Source organism: Solemya pervernicosa gill symbiont (genome assembly GCF_002020875.1).
Taxonomy (GTDB): Bacteria; Pseudomonadota; Gammaproteobacteria.
The window spans coordinates 1-19,979 of record NZ_MPRL01000022.1 but is presented as its reverse complement, the minus strand read 5'-3'; the positions used below and the strand labels follow the sequence as shown (position 1 = coordinate 19,979).

Here is a 19,979-nt window from a genome sequence, read left to right as displayed (position 1 = left end):
CTGTTTATCTCTTGTTTTCCGGGGCGCAGCCGATGATGCCGGCCGACTCGCTCTCAGGGATCATCTCGATCGCGTGACAGGGGCACTGCTCCTGGCAGACGGCGCAACCGGTGCAGAGCTCATAGTTGTACTGGTACTTCTTGCCGGGACCGAGCTTGATGATCGCATCCTCAGGACAGGAGCCGTAGCAGCCGTCACACTCGAAGCAGTTACCGCAGGAGAGGCAACGTTTCGACTCGTAGACCGCCTCCTTCTCCGAGATTCCCTGCAGAATCTCTTCAAAACCACCGAGACGCTGGGAGAGCGGCAGATTTTGCTGCTCGGTCATCGGTGCCTCGGTACGGTACCAGAGCTGTAGCTTTTCGTGATCGACAATCGGGTGCTTGGAAAGAGGCTGATAGGTCTCGCCGCGCAACCAGCCATCGATATAGCGTGCCGCCTTCTTGCCGTGGCCGGTAGCGATGGTGACCGAGCGATCGGTAGGGACCATATCGCCGCCAGCGAAGATTCCATCCGCGCCGGTCATCATGTTCTCACCAACCACAACGGTGTCATCGCGTTTGAACTCGATACCGGGAACATCACAGAGGAAGCCGGTATCGGTCTGCTGACCCACCGCCATGATCAGCGAGTCGGCCTCCAGCTTCTCGAACTTGCCGGTGGGCTGGGGACGACCATCTTCGCCCAGCTCCATGATCTCAACCTCGATGGTGCCACCATCAACCTCCTTGATGGTGCGCAGCCAGTTGATCTTGACCCCCTCCTCCAGCGCCTCGTCGGCCTCGAAGTCGTGGGCGGCCATGTTGTCGCGGTCGCGGCGGTAGATGATCATCGCCTCATCGACACCCATGCGCTTGGCGACACGCGCGGCATCCATCGCGGTATTACCACCGCCGTAGATCGCAACACGACGACCGAGCTGAACCGGCTCGCCATTCTCCACACTCTTGAGGAAACTGACCGCATCCATCATGCCCTTGGCATCACGCGCCGGTACGTCGATGTTCTTGGAGATGTGGGCACCGACTGCGACAAACACCGCCTGGAAGTTGCCCTTCTCCTTCTCCGTCTGCACATCCTCGATGCGGTGGTTGAGGTGGATCTTCACTCCCATATCCTCAACACGCTTGATCTCACGTTTGAGTTCATCGCGTGGCATGCGATAGGCGGGGATACCGAAGTGGATCATGCCACCTGCGACCGGACCGGCCTCGAAGATCTCTACCTCGTGGCCGAGGCGGGTCAGGTGGTAGGCGGCAGAGAGGCCACTGGGCCCCGCACCAACCACCATCACCCGCTTGCCACCAGCAGGGGCGGTGAATTCTGGCTTCCAGCCCTGCTCCATCGCCATATCACCGAGGAAACGCTCAACGGCGTGGATACTCACCTCGGCATCGGTGTAGGCGCGGTTACAGGCGGTCTCACAGGGGTGATAACAGACACGGCCGTGAATCGCCGGGAAGGGGTTGTTCTCCAGTAGCAGCTGCCAGGCGGCGTGGTATTCGCCAGCCTGAGCCAGTGCCAGCCAACCCTGAATATCCTCACCTGCTGGGCAGCCGTGGTTACAGGGGGGCAGGTAATCCATATAGATCGGGCGACGGGATCGTAACGCACCGGTGCCCTTGGCAAACTTATCCGGGTCCAGATGGGCAGTCATATCCTTGGCGGTCATGGGACATTTCTCTCTATACAATCAATGAGATAGCGCGACACGCACAGGGGGTGTCAGCAAAAGGCAGCATTGTACCGTTTCAGCGAGACGAAAACCAAACACATTACCTATATAGGTATAGGGCGTAGGGGTAATTGGACGAGAACGCCTGCCTTGCACATCAAGCAATCGTGACGGCACCACTAGATAGGCAAAACCTGTTATCAGCCTAGTCAACGCTCGAGACACTCCCCTGATCCGGTCGGAGTGGTCGTTAATTATTGAAACTATTTCTTCAAACCGTACCTATAAAACATCAACACCAGGAGATCATTCCCATTTGGTTAGGGTGGCAATTCGCTCACCCACTGAAATTCATCTAGTGTTAAAAGATAATCAACCCAGCGCAGCGCCAAAAACAACAATAAACCAATGACAACTAGCTATCATGAACAGAACTGATCGACTGCAAACCCTTGGCCTGATCACACTCCTGGTTGGCGGCTTACTCTCGCTACTGCTCTACACGCTACTTCGACAGATAGAGGACGATGAGATTCAGCTAAAACTCATCAGCCAGGCCGAGCAGCGCAGCGCAGCACTCGCCGTTGAGGGTGAGGCGATCGAGGAGGCGCTGCATGGCCTCGATGGGCTCTACGCCGCCTCCACCCATGTTGGTCCAAATGAGTTCAGAACCTTCCTCCAGGTCGCCTTTCCCAGGCAGACGGAGATCCGCAATGCCGTCTGGATCGAGAGGGTGCGAGGTAGTGAGATAGAGAGCCTCTACGACAAGGCACGTGGTGACAACTATCGCGACTATCAGATCAGAGAGCTATCCGCGGAGAGCGGAAAACTGGTTAAAAGTGATCCCCGCGATGAGAACCTGATCGTCTACCACGCCTACAACCGTGAGACACCATGGCTACCCCAGGGATTGAACCTGAGCACGCTCTCCACCTACCAACAACTACTGACACACACCACAGCAGCGAAACAGATCGTCTCACTTCTGGGTGACAAACGATTCTCTCAGCAAAACAATGCAACCATGGAGCTCTTCCTGCCTGTCTTCGAACGGCCATTGCAGAGTGATACGGGTAACGACCCTCCCGCTCAGCTACGCGGTTTCATCGGCCTGCGCATCGACGTCGCCAGCATGGTCGAAACGGCCTACCAGCGACACATTCCAAAGAGTGCCGGCCTCGATGTCTATATTGTCGACGTCGACCCCAGAAGATCTGCCGAGATCCTCTATTTCCACCCCTCCCGTGCTCGCAGCACACCGATACCTCCCATGCCCGTCTCACAGCTCAACAAGGGGCATCTTGTCAGCAAGAATCTCCCTCTCGCCGACACCGTATGGCGCACCGTGCTCCGCCCGATCCCCGGTTATTTTGAGACAGGCCAGAGCACCACGCCCCTGTTCGCCCTGATCGTAAGCCTGCTCTTTACCCTGCTGGCGGGGGGCTATCTCAATTCACTGCAGCGCCGACGTGTGGATATCCAGCAGCTTGTCGAGCAACGCACTGCCGAGTTGAACGCCAGTCGCGAGACCAATCGCGCCGTACTGGAGACGGTAGTCGACGGCATTATCACCATCGATACCAAAGGTGCAGTGCAGACCTTCAATCCTGCTGCCGAAAAGATCTTCGGCTATCCCGCTGAAGAGGTCATCGGTAACAATATCAACATGCTGATGCCCGAACCCTTTCATAGTGCCCACGACGGTTACCTTGAGAATTACCTCACCAGTGGAGAGAAAAAGATCATCGGTATCGGCCGCGAAGTGACCGGTCAACGCAAAGATGGCTCGGCCTTCCCGATGGAACTCGCCGTCAGCGAGATGGTGGTCCATGAACAGCGGATGTTTACCGGCATCGTGCGCGACATTACCGAGCGAAAAATGTTGGAGCAGGTCAAGAGTGAATTCGTCTCCACCGTTAGCCATGAACTTCGTACCCCTCTGACCTCTATCCGCGGCGCACTCGATCTGGTACTCGGCAAGGTCGCCGATCAACTCCCGGCCAAGGCGCGCAAGATGCTGGAGATGGCCAACCGCAATAGTGAGCGCCTGACACTGCTGATCAATGACATCCTCGATCTGGAGAAGATCGAATCGGGGCGACTGGTATTCGAATTCAAGGCACAGGATCTGATCCCGCTGGCACAGCAGGCCATTGAAGACAATCACGGCTACGCCAACAAACACGACGTCTCGCTTATTCTCACCACCAGCCTGACTGAAGCCGCAATCTATGGCGATGAACACCGGCTACTGCAGGTTTTCGCCAACCTGATCTCCAATGCGGTGAAGTACTCTCATCCAGGCGGCGAGGTTGAGCTGGTCATCGAGGCAGGCGACAGCGGTTATCGCATTGCCGTTTGCGACCACGGCAGCGGCATCCCGGAGGCGTTTCGCAGTACTATTTTTCAGCGCTTTGCGCAGGCCGACAGCTCCGACACTCGGGAGAAGGGGGGAACCGGACTGGGACTCAGCATCACCAAGGCGATCATCGAACGACACGGCGGTAGCATCGACTATGAATCGGAGCTGGGTAAGGGGACACGCTTCTTCTTCGATCTATCGGCCATGGAAGCGGAGAGCGAATCGCCTCAAGCGAGTGAAGAGGCACAGGTCCTCATCTGCGAGGATAACGCCGATGTCGCCACCATATTGGCCGAAATGGTCGAGACCCAGGGGGGTAAGGCCGATATCGCCACCACGGCCGCAGCCGCTCGCACCCTGCTTAATAGTCACCTATACCGTTTCATGTTGCTCGACCTCACCCTGCCGGATGCCGATGGCCTACAATTGCTTCAGGAACTCAGAAACAACCCTGAGACGGCAGAGCTGCCGATCATCGTTGTCTCGGGGCGTGCCGAAGAGGGGCGTGCCGCCTTTGCAGGCGACGCGGTAACCGTTGTCGACTGGCTGCAAAAACCGGTCGATCAGGCGCGGCTGGAGTATGCCATGCGCTCAGCGTTGAGCCACACCGTGCGTCCACACATTCTGCACATCGAGGATGACCCGGATATCGTGCAGATCGTGCAGACCCTGCTTGAGGAGATGGCCGACCTCAGCTTCGCCAGCAGTGTGAAAGAGGCACGTGAACAGTTGGCCAGCCATCAATTCGAGCTGGTAATTCTCGATCTGGGTCTCGCCGACGGATCAGGTGTCGAGCTGCTCGACGAGCTCAAGGGGCACGCACCGGTGGTCATCTTCTCGGCACAGGTCCCTGATGATGAGATCACCCGCCAGGTGGGTGCGGCACTCACCAAATCGATGACCAGTAACGAACAGCTGCTGACCACAATCAATCGGATGTTGAAGGAGTAACAGAGATGAGCGATACGATATGCGTACTCTATGTCGAGGATGAGCCCGATATTCGCGAGGTGGCAGAGTTCGCACTCGAGGATGAAGGGTTTGAGCTGATCCAGTGCGCCTCTGGCCTGGAGGCACTGGAGAAGGGTGAGGGGCTCACAGCAGACCTGATACTGCTCGATGTCATGATGCCCGGCATGGACGGGCCCTCGACACTGACCCGACTTCGTGAACTCCCCAATCTCTGCAACACACCCGCCATTTTCATGACCGCCAAGGTACAGCCCAATGAAGTGGCAGAGTACAAGGCGATGGGTGCACTTGGGGTGATCGCGAAACCGTTCGATGCAATGACCCTCGCCGATGTGATCCGTGGCCATCTGGAGACAACCGTTGTCTGAGTCGATCGACAAGAAACGTAACAAGTTTCGCATCCTGCAGCAGCGGTTTATCGATCTCCTTCCGCAGCGAATCGAGGAGATTGAGGGCGGTTGGCGAAGCGTTCGAACATCGGGGTCCGAGAGCCCTGACCTCGAAGCGTTAACTCGCAACTCACACAGCCTGGCCGGCTCATCCGGCACCTTCCACTTTTTCCACTTTGGTGAGGTCGCCCGCTCGCTCGAGGCACTTCTGCATAGCTATCAGGATGCGGAGAACGATAGCGCAGAGCTGATTGATCACATCGACGATGCGATCATGCAGTTGCGAGAGGTTGCCGCAGAGGGGCCCGATCAAACCTCCACCGAAACCTTTCCCGATCAACACACACCGCGCGTTAGCGATGAACAGCCGCTGGTCTATCTTCTCGAGGATGACCAGACACTGGCAACAGAACTCGCCGATCAGATCGGCCACTTTGGCTACACCGTCGAGGCCTTCTACAATCCGGAAACATTGGAGAGTGCCGTCAAGGCACGTCCACCGCACGCCATGCTCGCTGACATCCATATGCAGAGCGGTCCCACCGCCGGTGCCGACATCATCAAAAAGATTCACCACTGCACCGATCGGGATCTTCCTGTGATCTTCATCTCCGCCTACGACAGCTGGCAAAACCGGCTCAATGCGGTACGCGCAGGGGGCCACGCCTACCTCTCCAAGCCGCTCAATGTCGACCAGCTGACCGAGCAGCTCGATCAGGTCACCGGCATCCGTCAGGAGGTCGAGTACCGCATTCTCATCGTTGAAGATACAACCCTGCTGGCGGAACACTACGCGGCGGTTCTCGAGTCTGCGGGGATGGAGGCGAAGATCGTCAGCGACCCCTCTCGCCTGCTCGAGGTGCTGCCGGAGTTTATCCCCGATCTGGTGCTGATGGATCTCTACATGCCCGAGTGTAGCGGCGTGGAGGCGGCGAAGGTGATCCGCCAACACAGCGGCTACACCAATCTGCCGATCGTCTATCTCTCTACCGAGAAGGGATTGGAGCAGCAGCTGGAGGCGCTGCGACAGGGTGGCGACGATTTTCTGCAGAAACCGATCAGCGACGAACACCTGCTCGCCGCAGTCAAGATTCGCGCCCGACGCTTCCGCGAACTCAGCGCCCTGATGACCCGCGACAGCCTGACCGGACTACTCAACCACATCAACCTCAAACTCTCACTGGAGCGCGAGCTCTCACAGGCCAGGCGCAACAGCACCACACTCACTTTTGCCATGCTCGATATCGACCACTTCAAGTCGGTCAACGATCTGTACGGCCACCCCGTCGGTGACCGGGTGATCAAGAGTCTGTCACGCATCCTTAGCCACCGTCTGCGCAAAGGGGATATCGCGGCCCGCTATGGCGGCGAGGAGTTTGCTGTAATCCTGCCCAACACCTCAGTGAGTGACTCGTGTCGCGTGCTCAATGAACTGCGCATCGCCTTCTCCGAAATCGGTTTCACCTCTGGCGACGCCGACTTCAACGCCACCTTCAGTGCCGGTATAGCCGAAAGTGACCCGCAGCAAGATATGCAGTCGCTGATTACTGCCGCCGACAACGCCCTCTACCAGGCCAAACACAACGGCCGGAATCGCATCGAGAGCGACGGGCAGCAGAAGGCTACGTAGAACGCACACCCCTACCACACAAAAAAGGCGGCCGATGGCCGCCTTTTTTACCTGCGCCTTTTCTTGCTGCGCCGCAGACGCGACAGCAGCCGCCGCGCCAGATCACCGAAGATCTCGGTCTGGGTCGGATGGGGATGGATCGCGCCACCGACCTGCTCCAGCGTCATCTCACCAGCAACCATCATCACCGCCTCACCGATCAGGGTATCGGTATGGTCGGCAAGCAGGTGAACACCGATCACGCGATGGTTCGACTTATCGGCGACGATCTTGATCAAGCCGTGCTGCTCACCGGTGATCATCGCCTTGGCATCGATATTCATCGGCACCTTCACCTCGGCGGCATCGATACCCTGCGCCTTGGCCTGCGCCAGGGAGAGACCGACAAAACCGGCCTCGGGACGGGTGAAGATCACCCCGCTATCCTTGCGCTCATCGTAGACCATCTCCTCACCGAGAATAGTGGCGGCTGTAACACGCCCCTGCTGACCGGCGGTGTGGGCGAGCATCAGCCCACCGATCACATCACCCACTGCATAGATATTGCTAACACTGGTGCGGCAGTGGGCATCGACCTTGATCACACCCTCTTCGACCGCCACACCGGCGGCATCGAGCTTGAGCGGTTCGAGTACCGGCCGCTTGCCGGTTGCCATGATCACGTAATCACAGTTGAAGCTGTGGGTATCACCCTCGCTATCTTCATAGTCGAGCACCATCGCACCCGGCTCACCGTCGATCCTGGCGACCTTGACCGAGGTCTCGATAGTGAGATTGGGATCGTCGTTGAGCACGGCAGTGAGCTGTTTGGCGATCTCCGGCTCCACCTCGGCGAGAATCCGCTCCTGTCCCTCGAACAGCGTCACCTCGCTGCCAAAGTCCTGAAAAATCTGCGCCATCTCCATGCCGATTGCACCACCACCAACCACGCCAAGTTTTTTAGGCACGCCAGTGAGCCCCCAGACAGTATCGGAGGTGAGTAGACCACCTGAGGCTATTCCCTCGGCCGCACCGGGAATCGGTGGTACGAAGGGCGGCGCGCCGGTGGCGATCACCGCACAGCCGAAGCTGACGTGTTTGCCCTTGGAGCCATCTCCGTTGATCGCACGGGTATGTGGGTTCTCCGAGTTACCCGACTGATCGATAAAGAGACGATGCTCACTCTCGAACCAGGCGAAGCCCTGAATCACCTCAACCTTCACCCCCTTGTCGGTCTTGAGCGCCATCTGTCCACGCTGCTCAAGCACGCCACGACGGTGCGCCTCGAGTGCATTCCAATCTAGCTCAGGGGTGTTGGTGCCGTTCACGCCGAGCAGCGTGTCGTGGGCGCGATCGCGCATCCGATCAGCCGCAGCACGCCACGCCTTGGAGGGGATACAGCCGCGCCAGAGGCATTCGCCGCCGGGGAAGGGGGCGTCGTTAACCATCGCCACCTTGAGGCCGTGACCGGCGAGATCGCGGGCGCAATCCTCACCGCCGGGGCCGCCTCCAATCACCACCACGTCGTAGTCCCACTCACCCTCGGGAATTGCTGGCCCCATCGGCCCGATCCAGCTCTCGGGCTGCTCGATCAGCCCCTTGAGCGTGTTGAGATAACCGGCCACCTCGGCACCGTTGGCAACACGGTGGTCGGCGGTAATAGTCAGTGGCATCCCCTCGGGACCGGCGGCGGCGATCGCCAGGATCGCAGCGGTGCCGGGAGTCGGGATGGCATCGAAATAGGCGACACCCATCATGCCCATGTTGGAGACCATGAAGGTCGGATTGGCGTACTCCTCCGGTGCCAGACGACGCTTGCGCGCACGGTCGACTAGATCCTTCCAGTTCTCATTCAGATCATCGAGTGAGCGTGATTCACATCCGCGCAGCACCGGCACCACCAGCCCACCGCCCTCGGCGGTGACGGCCATGCCAATATCGACGTTGTCGCGCTCGACCAGCTTGTCGACCGGTTGATAGGCCCAGTTGATTGAGGGGTGCTGTTTCATCGCCTCGGCACACGCCTTGGCGATCGCTACCGTGACCGAGACACCCAGCTTCTTCGCTGCCATGATCAGTGCCGCTGGCTGCGCATTGAGGGTGACGTGGAAGGTCGGCATGGTCAGCGAGGCGGTCATCGATGCGGCGACCGCCTTCTCCATCGCACTCATCGCACGACCGTGACCCGGCACCTGAATCTCCGGCTGAGTATGGGCGGGGGTCTGCTCGGCCACCTCGGTAGGACGTTCCACCGGTTGGGCACTGCGCACATCATCGGCGGTGATCTCGCCCTCTGGTCCGGTGCCGTGCAGGTTGTTCAGATTGACGTTAAGCGAGGCGGCGAGTTTACGTGCATAGGGGGTGGCGTATTTGTTGGCGGGACGGGGTGCGGGGGTAACATCATCCCCAACCTCTGCGACAGCCGTTATCGTTTCACTGGTTGGCTCTGCGGCAACCAGTGACACCGACTCTCCAGCCGCCTTTTTGCTCACTACCACCTCATCGCTGACCACCTGCCCGGCGCTGTCGACCAGATAGGCAAGCGCCTCACCGACGGCAATGGTTGAATCGATTGCGGCGATCGGTCCCGAGAGGAAACCCTCGCGGAATACCTCTACATCCATGATCGCCTTGTCGGTCTCGACGGTGGCGACAATATCGCCACGGGTGATCGCATCACCGAGCGACTTCTCCCAACTCACCACCACACCCTCGGTCATGGTATCGGAGAGCTGCGGCATCTTGATGGTGTGGCTGGCACCCTCGGGCTCGTTTGGCGCTACATCTGAAGGGGTTTCGGCAGCCGGCGCAGGCTCACCACCGCTGTTCACCTCATCGATACGCTCGACCAGATAGGCGATTGCCTCACCAACGACGAAGGTAGAATCGACAGCGGCGATAGGACCAGAGAGGTAACCATCCCGAAACACCTCGACATCCATGATCGCCTTGTCGGTCTCGACCGTGGCGACAATGTCTCCGCGCACAATCTTGTCGCCGACATTTTTCTCCCAGCTCACCACCACGCCCTCGGTCATGGTGTCGGAGAGTTGGGGCATCTTTATCTGATAGGGCTCAGCCATTATCTATTCCATTGTAAAAAGGGGACGGGGCAGCCCAGGCTACGCCGTCCCCGTTAGGTATTTTGTGACTACTTGCCGAACATCTTCAGCACGGCATCGACCACATCTCCGGCATTTGGAATCACCGCCTTCTCCAGAGTGTGATTGTAGGGCACCGGCACGTTTTTCGCCGAGACACGTATCGGTGGTGCATCGAGTTCGAAGAAACACTCCTCGTTGATGATCGCCATCACCTCGGAACCAACACCGACCGGCGCCTCCGCCTCCTCTACGATCACTGCGCGATGGGTCTTGGCCACCGATGCCTTGATCCCCTCTCGATCCAGCGGTGCCAGACTGTAGAGATCGATCACCTCGACGTCTATACCCTGCCGCGCCAGCACATCGGCCGCCTGCAGACACCAGTGGACCGAGACGTTATAGCCAAACAGTGTTACATCTTTGCCCTCGCGTGCAGTCTCGGAACCCTCTAGCGGCATGAAGTACTCCTCATCGGGCACCTCACCCTTCATGTTGTACATCAGCTCATGTTCATTGATGAAGACCGGGTCGTTACAGCGCACCGCGCTCTTCAGCAGCCCATAGGCCTGACGCGGATTACTCGGCGTGACCACGCGCAGACCCGCCACTCCCATGAAGACCTTCTCCATCCGTGCCGAGTGCTGCGCACCGAGCTGATGGGCGCAGCCGCCGGGGGAGCGGAACACCACCGGCGCCTCGAGCTGACCGCCCGACATGTAACGCACCTTGGCGGCGGAGTTGAACATCTGGTCCATTGCCAGCCAGGCGAAGTTGACCGACATGATCTCGATAATCGGACGCACGCCGAGGAAAGAGGCACCGATACCGAGACCGGTATAACCGCCCTCGGCAATGGGTGTGTCGATCACCCGCTCCTCGCCATACTTGTCGTAGAGGCCGGAGGTCGCCTTGTAGGTACCGCCAACCACGCCGATATCCTCGCCCATGCAGATCACCATTGGGTCGCGCGCCATCTCCTCATCGTGGGCACGACGAATACCTTCCCAATACATCATCTCAGCCATCAGCTCGCCCTCCCTGCAACATATGGATCGTTCTCTGCCAGCACATAGCGCTCCGCCTCTGCCGGATCGGGTTCAGGGGCCGCCTCGCAGTAGGGAATGATCTCCTCTTCGATCTCGTCGATGATCGAGCGGTCGAGTGTCTGGTACTCATCCTCACTAAAATCACCCGTCTCTATCAGACGATCACGCAGGATGATGATCGGATCGCGTTTGCCCCACTCCTGCTCTTCCTCCTTGCTGCGATAGGCATTGGAGTCGGACATCGAGTGGCCGCGATAGCGATAGGTAAGCAGCTCGAGCATGTAGGGCCCCTTACCCGAGCGCACATGCTCAACCGCCGCTGTAGCGGCTGCATAGACCACGTCGATATCCTGCCCGTCGACCTGATTGGAGGGGATGTCGTAGGCCGCTACCCGCTTGTACTGATCCTGTACCGCCGTGGAGCGGTTGATACGGGTACCGATACCGTAGAGATTGTTCTCGGTGATATAGAGCACCGGCAGACTCCAGATCTTGGCCATGTTAAGCGCCTCGTGGAAGGTGCCCTGATTATTCGCCGCATCGCCGAGAAAGCAGATGGCGATGTCATCATCGCCCTTGAGTTTGATCGCCTTGGCCATGCCAGCCGCAAGCGGGAAGGGCCCACCGACCAGCGCGTAACCACCCATAAAGCGATTGGCTACATCGAAGATATGCATTGAGCCACCGCGTCCTCTCGAACAGCCGCTCTCCTTGCCGTAGAGCTCGGCCATCACCGCCTTCGGATCGGCGCCGCACTTGATTGCATGGACGTGATCGCGATAGCCGGTGATCACATAATCGCTGCCGGGACGGGCCGCCTCCAGTACACCGTGGCAACACGCCTCCTGTCCGGGGTAGAGATGCAGGAACCCACCGATCTTGCGTTCCACATAGGCCTCGTAACATCTCTCTTCAAAGCGTCGCGCGAACAACATCTCGCGCAGCAGCCGTTTTTTGTCTGCGGTGTTCATATCGTACCCATCCTAATAACCCACTACTTTACTCTTCTTTTAATATCCTACTGTTTTTATCAAGCTTTATCTATACGGGATGATTTAGCCGTGATTCTAAAGAGACAGGTTATGATCGGAACCTGACCATCAGGGGCAAGGAACGGAACATGAAAGCGACGCTACCAAAAAAGCTGAATATCACGATAATTCAACAACTAAGCAGTAGTGACACAGCACGCTACGATGCCCAGGAGAGCCTACTAGTGCTGCTGCCGGAACGCAGCCTTGAGGGGCGCTGGCCCTCTCTCCCCTATCGTGATCTGTTCAAACGACGTTTCGCCAAACTCGATAGCCCCAAGGCTGGGACCAGGCTATTTGAGTGTTTTCTACCCAATCGCCGCGATACCCACACCCTGCTCGCGATCCCCGCCGCCGATGCCACCCCGTTCGAGCAGCTGACTCTGGCACGCAAGCTGGTCGCACCACTTCTCACCAATCGTCCCGGTTCAATCGCTATCGATCTCGGTGCCCTGACACAGAAACTGGTCGAACAGACGGCGGAGGCGCTGGTGGCAGCACTTCTTTCCGCCGCTGCAGAGATGCCCGATTACCGTAAAGAGGCCAAAAGCAGTCCGCTAAAACGTATTGAGCTGATCGGTCTGAAACAGCGCATCGATCTCAAACCGTGTCAGGCCGAGGCGGAGGGCAACCAGCTCGCCCGCTGGCTCACTGCCCTGCCGCCCAACAGCCTGACCCCGAAGAGTTATCTCTCCCTGGCACGCACACTCGCTCGTCGCGAGGGTTGGCAGCTGAAGTTTCACAACAGCAAGGCGCTGGAGAAGATGGGGGCAGACGCCTTCCTCGCCGTCGCCAAGGCGGGGCCAACGGGTGCCGGGATCGTTCAACTCAGCTACCAACCGCCTAAAGCTCGCAGCAAGGAGAAACAGCGCCTTGGGCTGGTCGGCAAAGGAATCTGCTTCGATAGCGGCGGACTGAATATAAAACCGGCGCGTCATATGTATGGCATGCACCACGACATGGCCGGTAGCGCCGTTGCGCTCGGCACCCTGCTCGCACTCAGTCGCCTCAAGGTCGACTACCCGGTCGACTGCTGGCTGGCGCTGGCAGAGAATCACATCAACGAGCACGCCTATCGTCAGGGCGATGTGATCACCGCGCTCAACGGCGAGACGATCGAGATTGTTCACACCGATGCCGAGGGGCGCATGGTACTGGCCGACACCCTCACCCTGGCAAGCCGTAACAATCCTGCTCTGCTGATCGACTACGCCACCCTGACCGGTAGCTGCAGTTACGCACTCGGTAATCGCTACAGCGGTGCCTTCTCCAACCGCAACACTCTCAACGAGCAAGCACAGCATGCAGGTGCCATCTCTGGCGAGCGGGTCTGGCCCTTCCCCAACGACAGCGATTTTGATGAGGCGCTGGAGAGCGAGATTGCCGATACCAAACAGTGCACGCTGGAAGGCGAAGCGGATCACATCCTCGCCGCCCGCTTCCTGCAACGCTTTCTCGACGGCGAGTGCGACTGGCTCCACCTCGATCTATCTTCAGCCACCAACAAGGGCGGACTGGCCCACATTCCGACCGAAATCACCGGTTTTGGCGTGCGATTCACCCTCGAACTGCTCAATCAGGTGAAATTTCCCACTTCGTAGCCCCCGGAATAGCGCCAATATTTCCACACCAAACTGGCATTCAAATTGCTGTGATCTTAATAACCGTTAAGTCTCTCCGAGAACTGGCCGATATAAGGGTCAGAGCGGGATTCCAAAAAGGGAGGATCAGCAATGAATAGATACGAGACAACAGAGCATCAAGATGAGGTGATCAGCCGCTCAACCGAAGAGCAGCACATCGAACAGCTGCAGAAACAGGGTGAGAACTTCCCCTCGTGGATGGCGGTGGACGATGAAGAGCGGCTACGTCATCTGGCCCAGGCGGGTGCTGGAGGCAGTTACTAAGGAGAGCGACGCTTTCGGGGGTGAGAGAGTGTGAGATGTCCTATTTGGTGCAAAGACTAAACTATCGCCGCTGACCGACAACGGCGTAAGCATATTCTTACAGACAGCTTCTCAGCTCACGCCTAAATTTCACCGCTAATAATAAAAAGCGGAGAGACAGGGATGAGCGACCCGACAACCAAGAGAACCTCAGCCGAGATCGAACAGAAACTACGCGATGAGCTGTCCCACCTACGACAGGGTTATGCAAAACTCGATCAGGGAAGCTACTCAAAGGATGATATCTGGGCAGGCCAGATCTACCAGAAATTGATCATGCGCCAGACCGAGATCATCAATACGCTCTACGGCTAACAGCACAAAATCACAAAGAGGCCCGCATTGCGGGCCTCTTTACGCTCAACGTTAACGCTGCAGCTCTATTACCCCGGAGGCGTGCACCGTGATTCGGCTGCTGCCCGGCTCCACCGCCACCGGTGCCGCCTCGGCCATCATGGATGAACGTCGCATCGCCATCGGTCGTGGCGCATTCGATTGATTATTCAGATTGATCTGCACAATGCGATAACCGCTCGCACCCAACGACTGTTGCACCAGTTCGGCACGCTTACTGAATGCTGCCAGCGCCTCGGTAATGAGCTGATCCTCATATCCGCGACGCGTCTCATCAAGCAGGGTAAAGTTGATCGACTTCACCACCAGGCTCTGCTGCAGCTCACCCACCAGTGTCGCAAGCAGCGACTCATCACGAGACTCCAGCATCAGGCTCTGACTACCACGCCAGGCAACCAGCCGAGACTTTTTGCTCACCGGATAGGTACGGTAGGGGCCGCTCTCAATTGTCACACCGGAAGCCATCTTCGCCCGCTGCAGTGCTGCTGCCATGGTGCGATTGATCTCATCGGCCAGCTCTGCAGGATCGCTACGTTCGATCTCTATCGCGAGCGTCGCCTGCATCAACTCATTCTCAACCTCCATCGCCCGCTCTACCGAGAGGGTGACCCGGTCGTAGTGATCCTCGTCGTCATTGGCCCACAGTGGCGCGGCAAGTCCCAGCATCAGCAGTATCAGCAAGCCCTTTTTCATAAACCTTCCCCTTTATTATTCCTGTCCACTAAGACGCGAGATGCGTTGATTGGTACTATTGACCCATTACCCCAGTGTAGAGAAAAACCGTGACCGAGATAACCATCACCCGCCCCGACGACTGGCACCTCCACCTTCGAGACGACGAGGCGATGCAAGCCGTGGTCGCCCACACCGCCGAACGCTTCGGCCGCGCCATCGTGATGCCCAACCTGCGCCCCCCGGTTACCACCACCGAACAGGCACTCGCCTATCGCGACCGTATCCTCAAGGCGCTACCCGAAGGGTCGGCCTTCGAACCACTGATGACCCTCTACCTCACCGACAACACACCACCCGAGGAGATCGAGAAGGCAGCAGCAGACGGTGCAGTAAAGGCGGTCAAACTCTACCCTGCCGGTGCCACCACCAACTCCGACTCGGGCCTGACCGACATCCACAAGGCCGAGGCGACACTACAGAAGATGGCCGAGGTCGGTATGCCGCTGCTGGTCCACGGTGAGGTCACCGCCAAAGAAGTCGACATCTTCGACCGAGAAGCGCGCTTCCTCGATGAGGTACTGAAACCGCTGATCGACCGCATTCCCGATCTGAAGGTAGTTGCCGAACACATCACCACCAAAGAGATGGCCGAGTTCGTCCTGCAGGCAAGCGATAACGTCGCCGCCACCATCACCCCGCAGCACCTGCTCTACAACCGCAACGCGATGCTGGTCGGTGGCATCCGCCCCCACTTCTACTGCCTGCCAATCCTCAAACGCGAAATACACCGCGAGAAGCTGATCGAGGTCGCCACCTCCGGCAATCCAAAATTCTTCCTCGGCACCGACAGCGCCCCCCACGCCAAGGGCGCCAAAGAGTCGGCCTGCGGCTGCGCCGGCGTCTACTCCGCCCACGCCGCTATCGAGTTCTACGCCGAAGCATTTGACGCCGCCGGCGCCCTCGACAAACTCGAAGGCTTCGCCAGCCACTTCGGCGCAGACTTCTACGGCCTGCCGCGTAACAGCGATACGATCACATTGAAAAAAGAGAGCTGGGAGGTACCGGAGAGTTATCCGTTCGGAGATGAAAAGGTTATACCATTAAGAGCTGGGAATCCCCTCAACTGGAAAGCAACCAACTAACACGTTTACCATTTATTTCTGCAAGGAAGCTCATGATCAGCCTAACAAAAAACAACAGTGACTGGACGACATGGACTGTCAACTATAACGGCAATTATTACGCAATTAACAACCCAGAACACTCGTCAAAATATGACAATGAAACATTCTTTTTTCCTGAAGGCGACACACCAACAATCACAATCTCAGACATTGGCCAGCTAAACTTCTCATCACTTCCTAAGGAGCTAATACTCCGCCTAAACAACAGAGACGACTCTCTAGGAAAACATGTTGACGAACTGTGGATTGACTGCCGACACGACAAGGTAAGACTAAAATACATATGGACAATCAAAACAGCTGAGTGGAACACACACATAAACCCTTTATTTCTTAGAACAGAAATAGCCAATCAATTAAAACAGATCAACGAGACATCAAAGCGCTATATATCAATCGAAGAATCAACAGACTCAATAGAATTTATTGACCTATTATTTGATGTAACAGCTGACTACAAGGAAAATATAGGAAAAACTATAAACACAATTAAAGACGACTTGAACTCAGCAACAGAGACAGCCAACACCAATGCTTCCTTAGGTGGTTTCGCCAACAAAATCACTGCAAACTTCACTTTCGATGAGTCTGTACAAGTTGCATGCACCAGATACCTCCAGTATTTCATAGAGTTCTTAAACGACCTAGGAATCCCATCAAACAGTCACATTACAAACAAAGGAGATGACACGCTATTCTGCATAGAACCCACCGACAAACAATCGTCGCTCAGAGCAATAGCAGACGCTCTTGCCTTGTACCTAAACCTTCCAGAGACCAACATCAGCCAGCACATAACTGACAACATCGACCCCTTAACGGAACTAAGGATCGAGAAATTAAACTCTGAAATTTCAAAATTAAAATCAGACATCAACCTCAATCAGGCCATCATCAAACTTCAACAACATCAACTTGACACCCAAAACACTCCGAGCATCACATCATCAACAAACCACAAAGGAACCACCCCGCTAGACGGACTTCGAACAGTAGTAATTGATAACAATACAGAAAGTAGCCAGGAGTTTTTTCAAGGCGTAATCAAACTCGGGAGCTTCAAGAAAGCCGGCATCGAATTCAATTGGAATGCCCTCGTAAAGCTAGTAACAAACAGATACAAATAAACTAACACAAGAGCAAAACAAACCGGCGCACAGCAAACCTTAGGGCATTCATAATTGATATTAAATATTTAGGGTCAGTGTAATAACCATGAATGACAGGTCAATAAGTTGATACACTAACCTCGAATATCGAAAGCACCAGGGCACTTGAAAGTGAATAACACCCCCTCAAAAAACCCTTTAGACAAGCTCCCACTCATTCTCAAGAAGGATTTAGATCAAAATCTTTGCACCTGTAACGAGGTTCTTAAGATAGACATTATCAACGCCATTACTAATGGGGCCTCATCCGTAGAAGCGGTGAAATCAGAGACCTACGCTACGATGGGAAGCGGCTGTTGCACTCAGCAGGTAGAGCGATTGATTGAGTGTCTCTGCCCACCGGAAGAGGAGTAGCCGTAGGGTGGGTACTCTTCTCTGCCCACGCTGAACCATCACCGCATTAGCATTCCGTATGCCTGCGTGGGCACTACAACCGTGCCCACCCTACGAAAACGAACCGATCTAGGACGAGGGGTCGGAGTCGATTCGACTCCGCCCCCTTCAAGGTAGTAGTTAATAGACCCGACTCACTTTGTACCCCTGCTGCTTAAGCAAATTCAGAATCCCCACCTCACCCGGCAGGTGCAGCGCACCCACTGCAACAAAGCTTCGTCCCTGTTCCAGATAGGGCGTCATACGGGTGACCATGAGCCGGTTACGATCATCGACCATGCGCTTCGCAAGACGCTCGTTCAGATCGGCATCTCCGTCATTTTTTGCCAATTCTTGAATTTCCCAGAGCGCACCCAGATCACGTGCTACGTAGACCTGGAGCATCTTCTCGAGTTCAGCGGCGATCTGTGGATGGTTTTCAACCGAATCTCGCAGCAGGGTGACCTGATCCTCATCGGAGAGTTTGTCGAAGATATTAAGCTGCTCCTCGGCGCTCTCGAGACCGAACACGGGCTTCTTATCACGTTGCGCCATCAGATAGAGGCGATTATCGAGAAACAAACCCGTCTCCGGCTTTGGGATACTAATAGTGGTTGCAAGCGCCCAGGGCTTGAAGCGTTTGGCGGCGATCTCCGGCAGACCGAAGTTGCTGGCAATCGTCATGGCCTGGCGGTAGAGCTCGGCATCAAACATCGGTTCAAGAGTCTTACCACCGGTTAGCTGAAACTTTCCGGCGATGCTGGCGATCGCCTGCGGATCGGGTACCAGTTCCATGATAAGGCGTTGGGAGTGGTTGAAACTTTGGCGAACGAAGATCGGCAGCTCGATCACCCGGGGATCTTCGGAGTGGATGGTGCCAAACACAAAGCTGGCCGTCTCTCCTGGTCGCTCCACCTGCCAGAGCAGCCCCTTTTCATACAGCGCCGGATCGGCATGAACCAGACTGGTTAGGCTAACCAGCAGAATTAGCAGGGAATATGATCGTTTTAGCACGCTATTTCTCGACTTTTGTCACACAATTTAAACTTTGAGCTTAGCTTTCGGCCACGCCTTCCGTTATCCTACGCGCATGTCAGAACATGCCAACAGCTCACCGATATCACGCCGCTTTCGCGGCTTCCTGCCCGTTATTGTCGATGTAGAGACGGGCGGACTCAACTCTGCCACCGATGCTCTGCTCGAGGTAGCGGCGGTCACTGTTCGCATGGATCTCAGCGGTATGCTGGTCCCACACGAGACCCACAGTTGCCACGTCAAACCCTTCAAGGATGCCAATCTCGATCCTAAATCGCTGGCGCTCAACGGTATCGACCCCTACCATCCGCTGCGTATTGCCCAGGATGAGAAGGATGCGCTCGACCATGTCTTCCGGCCGATTCGCAAACAGGTAAAGGCTCACGACTGTAAACGGGCGATTCTGGTTGGCCATAACGCCGCCTTCGATCTCGCCTTTATCAATGCAGCAGCCAATCGCTGCAATATCAAACGCAATCCATTCCACCTCTTCAGCACCTTCGATACTGTTTCACTCGCTGGTCTCGCCTACGGCCAGACCGTTCTGGCGCGTGCAGCGATAGAGGCAGGACTGTTGTGGGAGTCGGAGAAGGCACACTCAGCGGTCTACGATGCGGAACAGACGGCCAAGCTCTTCTGCACCATCGTTAACAGCTGGGAGACCCACGTGCGTGCACCTGCTGAAGTCGCGGCGATGAACGGCTAGCGAAACACTGCCCCTACCCCGCGTTTTTTACGCGGGTGATTCACCGAACATATCCTCTTCTACCTCATGGCGCGCTTCCAGATCACCACGCATCATTGCGACAAAGACCCTCACCAGCTCTGGGTCCCACTGTCCTGAGTCGAACTCACTCTCGATAATCGATAGCGCCTTCTCAGGTGTCATACCCTTGCGGTAGACGCGATCACCAGTCATCGCATCCCAGGTATCGGCAATCGCCACGATTCTCGCCAATATCGGGGAGTCGCTATTTTTGCGGAAGCTTGTTTTGGGCGTCCAAGCCCAAGCAAGCGGCAAATACTTAACGCGACCGTTTATGCCTACGGCGCCCC

At 56.6% G+C, this 19,979-nt stretch carries 17 protein-coding genes; 10 read left to right on the top strand and 7 right to left on the bottom strand.

Annotated features, from left to right (window positions below; translation table 11 throughout):
- Nucleotides 1-4 precede the first annotated feature (4 nt).
- Nucleotides 5-1,672, bottom strand: a complete 1,668-nt coding sequence (locus BOW52_RS07190; RefSeq protein WP_078483414.1) for an NAD(P)-binding protein — start codon at nucleotides 1,670-1,672, stop codon at nucleotides 5-7.
- Nucleotides 1,673-2,099: 427 nt separating this feature from the next.
- On the opposite strand from BOW52_RS07190, the gene BOW52_RS07185 reads away from it, so the two are divergent.
- The 3 genes from BOW52_RS07185 to BOW52_RS07175 are packed head-to-tail and all read left to right on the top strand — an operon-like array spanning nucleotide 2,100 to nucleotide 7,028.
- Entirely contained in the window at nucleotides 2,100-4,988 is a 2,889-nt protein-coding gene (locus BOW52_RS07185; protein ID WP_078483413.1) for a hybrid sensor histidine kinase/response regulator, read from the top strand.
- Nucleotides 4,989-4,993: 5 nt separating this feature from the next.
- Nucleotides 4,994-5,377, top strand: a complete 384-nt coding sequence (locus BOW52_RS07180) for a response regulator (protein WP_078483412.1) — start codon at nucleotides 4,994-4,996, stop codon at nucleotides 5,375-5,377.
- Nucleotides 5,370-7,028, top strand: a complete 1,659-nt coding sequence (locus BOW52_RS07175; RefSeq protein WP_172840222.1) for a diguanylate cyclase — start codon at nucleotides 5,370-5,372, stop codon at nucleotides 7,026-7,028. The genes BOW52_RS07180 and BOW52_RS07175 overlap by 8 nt, the downstream gene beginning before the upstream one ends.
- A gap of 47 nt (nucleotides 7,029-7,075) precedes the next feature.
- Here BOW52_RS07175 and BOW52_RS07170 read toward each other — a convergent pair whose 3' ends face one another.
- The 3 genes from BOW52_RS07170 to pdhA all read right to left on the bottom strand — a co-directional run bounded on the left by BOW52_RS07170 (nucleotide 7,076) and on the right by pdhA (nucleotide 12,128).
- Complete coding sequence (locus BOW52_RS07170; RefSeq protein ID WP_078483410.1) at nucleotides 7,076-10,090, bottom strand: FAD-dependent oxidoreductase; 3,015 nt, start codon at nucleotides 10,088-10,090, stop codon at nucleotides 7,076-7,078.
- 68 nt (nucleotides 10,091-10,158) lie between these two features.
- Complete coding sequence (locus BOW52_RS07165) at nucleotides 10,159-11,136, bottom strand: alpha-ketoacid dehydrogenase subunit beta (RefSeq protein WP_078483409.1); 978 nt, start codon at nucleotides 11,134-11,136, stop codon at nucleotides 10,159-10,161.
- Nucleotides 11,136-12,128, bottom strand: coding sequence for a pyruvate dehydrogenase (acetyl-transferring) E1 component subunit alpha (gene pdhA, locus BOW52_RS07160; protein ID WP_078483408.1), 993 nt, complete (start codon nucleotides 12,126-12,128; stop codon nucleotides 11,136-11,138). Before pdhA ends, BOW52_RS07165 begins: the two co-directional genes overlap by 1 nt.
- 149 nt (nucleotides 12,129-12,277) lie before the next feature.
- On the opposite strand from pdhA, the gene BOW52_RS07155 reads away from it, so the two are divergent.
- The 3 genes from BOW52_RS07155 to BOW52_RS07150 all read left to right on the top strand — a co-directional run bounded on the left by BOW52_RS07155 (nucleotide 12,278) and on the right by BOW52_RS07150 (nucleotide 14,449).
- Nucleotides 12,278-13,789: a M17 family metallopeptidase gene (locus BOW52_RS07155; RefSeq protein WP_078483407.1), complete on the top strand. Its 1,512-nt coding sequence runs from the start codon at nucleotides 12,278-12,280 to the stop codon at nucleotides 13,787-13,789.
- Between the two features lie 132 nt (nucleotides 13,790-13,921).
- Nucleotides 13,922-14,095 (top strand): hypothetical protein, encoded by a 174-nt coding sequence (locus BOW52_RS16975; RefSeq protein ID WP_172840221.1) that lies wholly within the window; start codon nucleotides 13,922-13,924, stop codon nucleotides 14,093-14,095.
- Nucleotides 14,096-14,257: 162 nt separating this feature from the next.
- A complete protein-coding gene (locus tag BOW52_RS07150; RefSeq protein ID WP_078483406.1) occupies nucleotides 14,258-14,449 on the top strand; it encodes a hypothetical protein in 192 nt (63 codons plus the stop codon).
- A 51-nt stretch (nucleotides 14,450-14,500) separates the two neighbouring features.
- Here BOW52_RS07150 and BOW52_RS07145 read toward each other — a convergent pair whose 3' ends face one another.
- On the bottom strand, nucleotides 14,501-15,181 hold the full coding sequence (locus BOW52_RS07145) for an SIMPL domain-containing protein (protein ID WP_078483405.1): 681 nt from the start codon (nucleotides 15,179-15,181) through the stop codon (nucleotides 14,501-14,503).
- 89 nt (nucleotides 15,182-15,270) lie between these two features.
- Between BOW52_RS07145 and pyrC the strand changes: the two genes are divergently transcribed.
- From pyrC to BOW52_RS07130, 3 genes are all read left to right on the top strand, one after another.
- Nucleotides 15,271-16,305, top strand: coding sequence for a dihydroorotase (pyrC, locus tag BOW52_RS07140; protein ID WP_078483404.1), 1,035 nt, complete (start codon nucleotides 15,271-15,273; stop codon nucleotides 16,303-16,305).
- Between the two features lie 32 nt (nucleotides 16,306-16,337).
- A complete protein-coding gene (locus BOW52_RS07135; protein WP_078483403.1) occupies nucleotides 16,338-17,474 on the top strand; it encodes a hypothetical protein in 1,137 nt (378 codons plus the stop codon).
- A gap of 153 nt (nucleotides 17,475-17,627) precedes the next feature.
- Nucleotides 17,628-17,870, top strand: a complete 243-nt coding sequence (locus BOW52_RS07130) for a (2Fe-2S)-binding protein (protein WP_078483431.1) — start codon at nucleotides 17,628-17,630, stop codon at nucleotides 17,868-17,870.
- Between the two features lie 159 nt (nucleotides 17,871-18,029).
- Here the strand turns inward: BOW52_RS07130 and BOW52_RS07125 are convergent, their stop codons facing one another.
- Nucleotides 18,030-18,902, bottom strand: a complete 873-nt coding sequence (locus tag BOW52_RS07125; RefSeq protein WP_078483402.1) for a TraB/GumN family protein — start codon at nucleotides 18,900-18,902, stop codon at nucleotides 18,030-18,032.
- A gap of 76 nt (nucleotides 18,903-18,978) precedes the next feature.
- Here BOW52_RS07125 and rnt point away from each other — a divergent pair, with 76 nt between their 5' ends.
- Nucleotides 18,979-19,629 carry a ribonuclease T gene (gene rnt, locus BOW52_RS07120; RefSeq protein WP_078483401.1) on the top strand — a complete coding sequence of 217 codons (651 nt, stop codon included), beginning with the start codon at nucleotides 18,979-18,981 and terminating at the stop codon, nucleotides 19,627-19,629.
- A gap of 27 nt (nucleotides 19,630-19,656) precedes the next feature.
- On the opposite strand, the gene BOW52_RS07115 is transcribed toward rnt, so the two are convergent.
- Nucleotides 19,657-19,979 (bottom strand): HD-GYP domain-containing protein (locus BOW52_RS07115; protein WP_330359760.1); only part of this gene is annotated, 323 nt, incomplete at its 5' end.

Excerpts from the sequence above, each read along its gene's own strand:
- BOW52_RS07170 (WP_078483410.1), bottom strand. The coding sequence starts at position 10,090 with ATGGCTGAGCCCTATCAGATAAAGATGCCCCAACTCTCCGACACCATG.
- BOW52_RS07180 (WP_078483412.1), top strand. The coding sequence starts at position 4,994 with ATGAGCGATACGATATGCGTACTCTATGTCGAGGATGAGCCCGATATT.
- BOW52_RS07150 (WP_078483406.1), top strand. The coding sequence starts at position 14,258 with ATGAGCGACCCGACAACCAAGAGAACCTCAGCCGAGATCGAACAGAAA.
- BOW52_RS16975 (WP_172840221.1), top strand. The coding sequence starts at position 13,922 with ATGAATAGATACGAGACAACAGAGCATCAAGATGAGGTGATCAGCCGC.
- BOW52_RS07145 (WP_078483405.1), bottom strand. The coding sequence starts at position 15,181 with ATGAAAAAGGGCTTGCTGATACTGCTGATGCTGGGACTTGCCGCGCCA.
- BOW52_RS07165 (WP_078483409.1), bottom strand. The coding sequence starts at position 11,136 with ATGGCTGAGATGATGTATTGGGAAGGTATTCGTCGTGCCCACGATGAG.
- BOW52_RS07190 (WP_078483414.1), bottom strand. The coding sequence starts at position 1,672 with ATGACCGCCAAGGATATGACTGCCCATCTGGACCCGGATAAGTTTGCC.
- BOW52_RS07135 (WP_078483403.1), top strand. The coding sequence starts at position 16,338 with ATGATCAGCCTAACAAAAAACAACAGTGACTGGACGACATGGACTGTC.
- BOW52_RS07155 (WP_078483407.1), top strand. The coding sequence starts at position 12,278 with ATGAAAGCGACGCTACCAAAAAAGCTGAATATCACGATAATTCAACAA.
- pdhA (WP_078483408.1), bottom strand. The coding sequence starts at position 12,128 with ATGAACACCGCAGACAAAAAACGGCTGCTGCGCGAGATGTTGTTCGCG.
- BOW52_RS07185 (WP_078483413.1), top strand. The coding sequence starts at position 2,100 with ATGAACAGAACTGATCGACTGCAAACCCTTGGCCTGATCACACTCCTG.
- rnt (WP_078483401.1), top strand. The coding sequence starts at position 18,979 with ATGTCAGAACATGCCAACAGCTCACCGATATCACGCCGCTTTCGCGGC.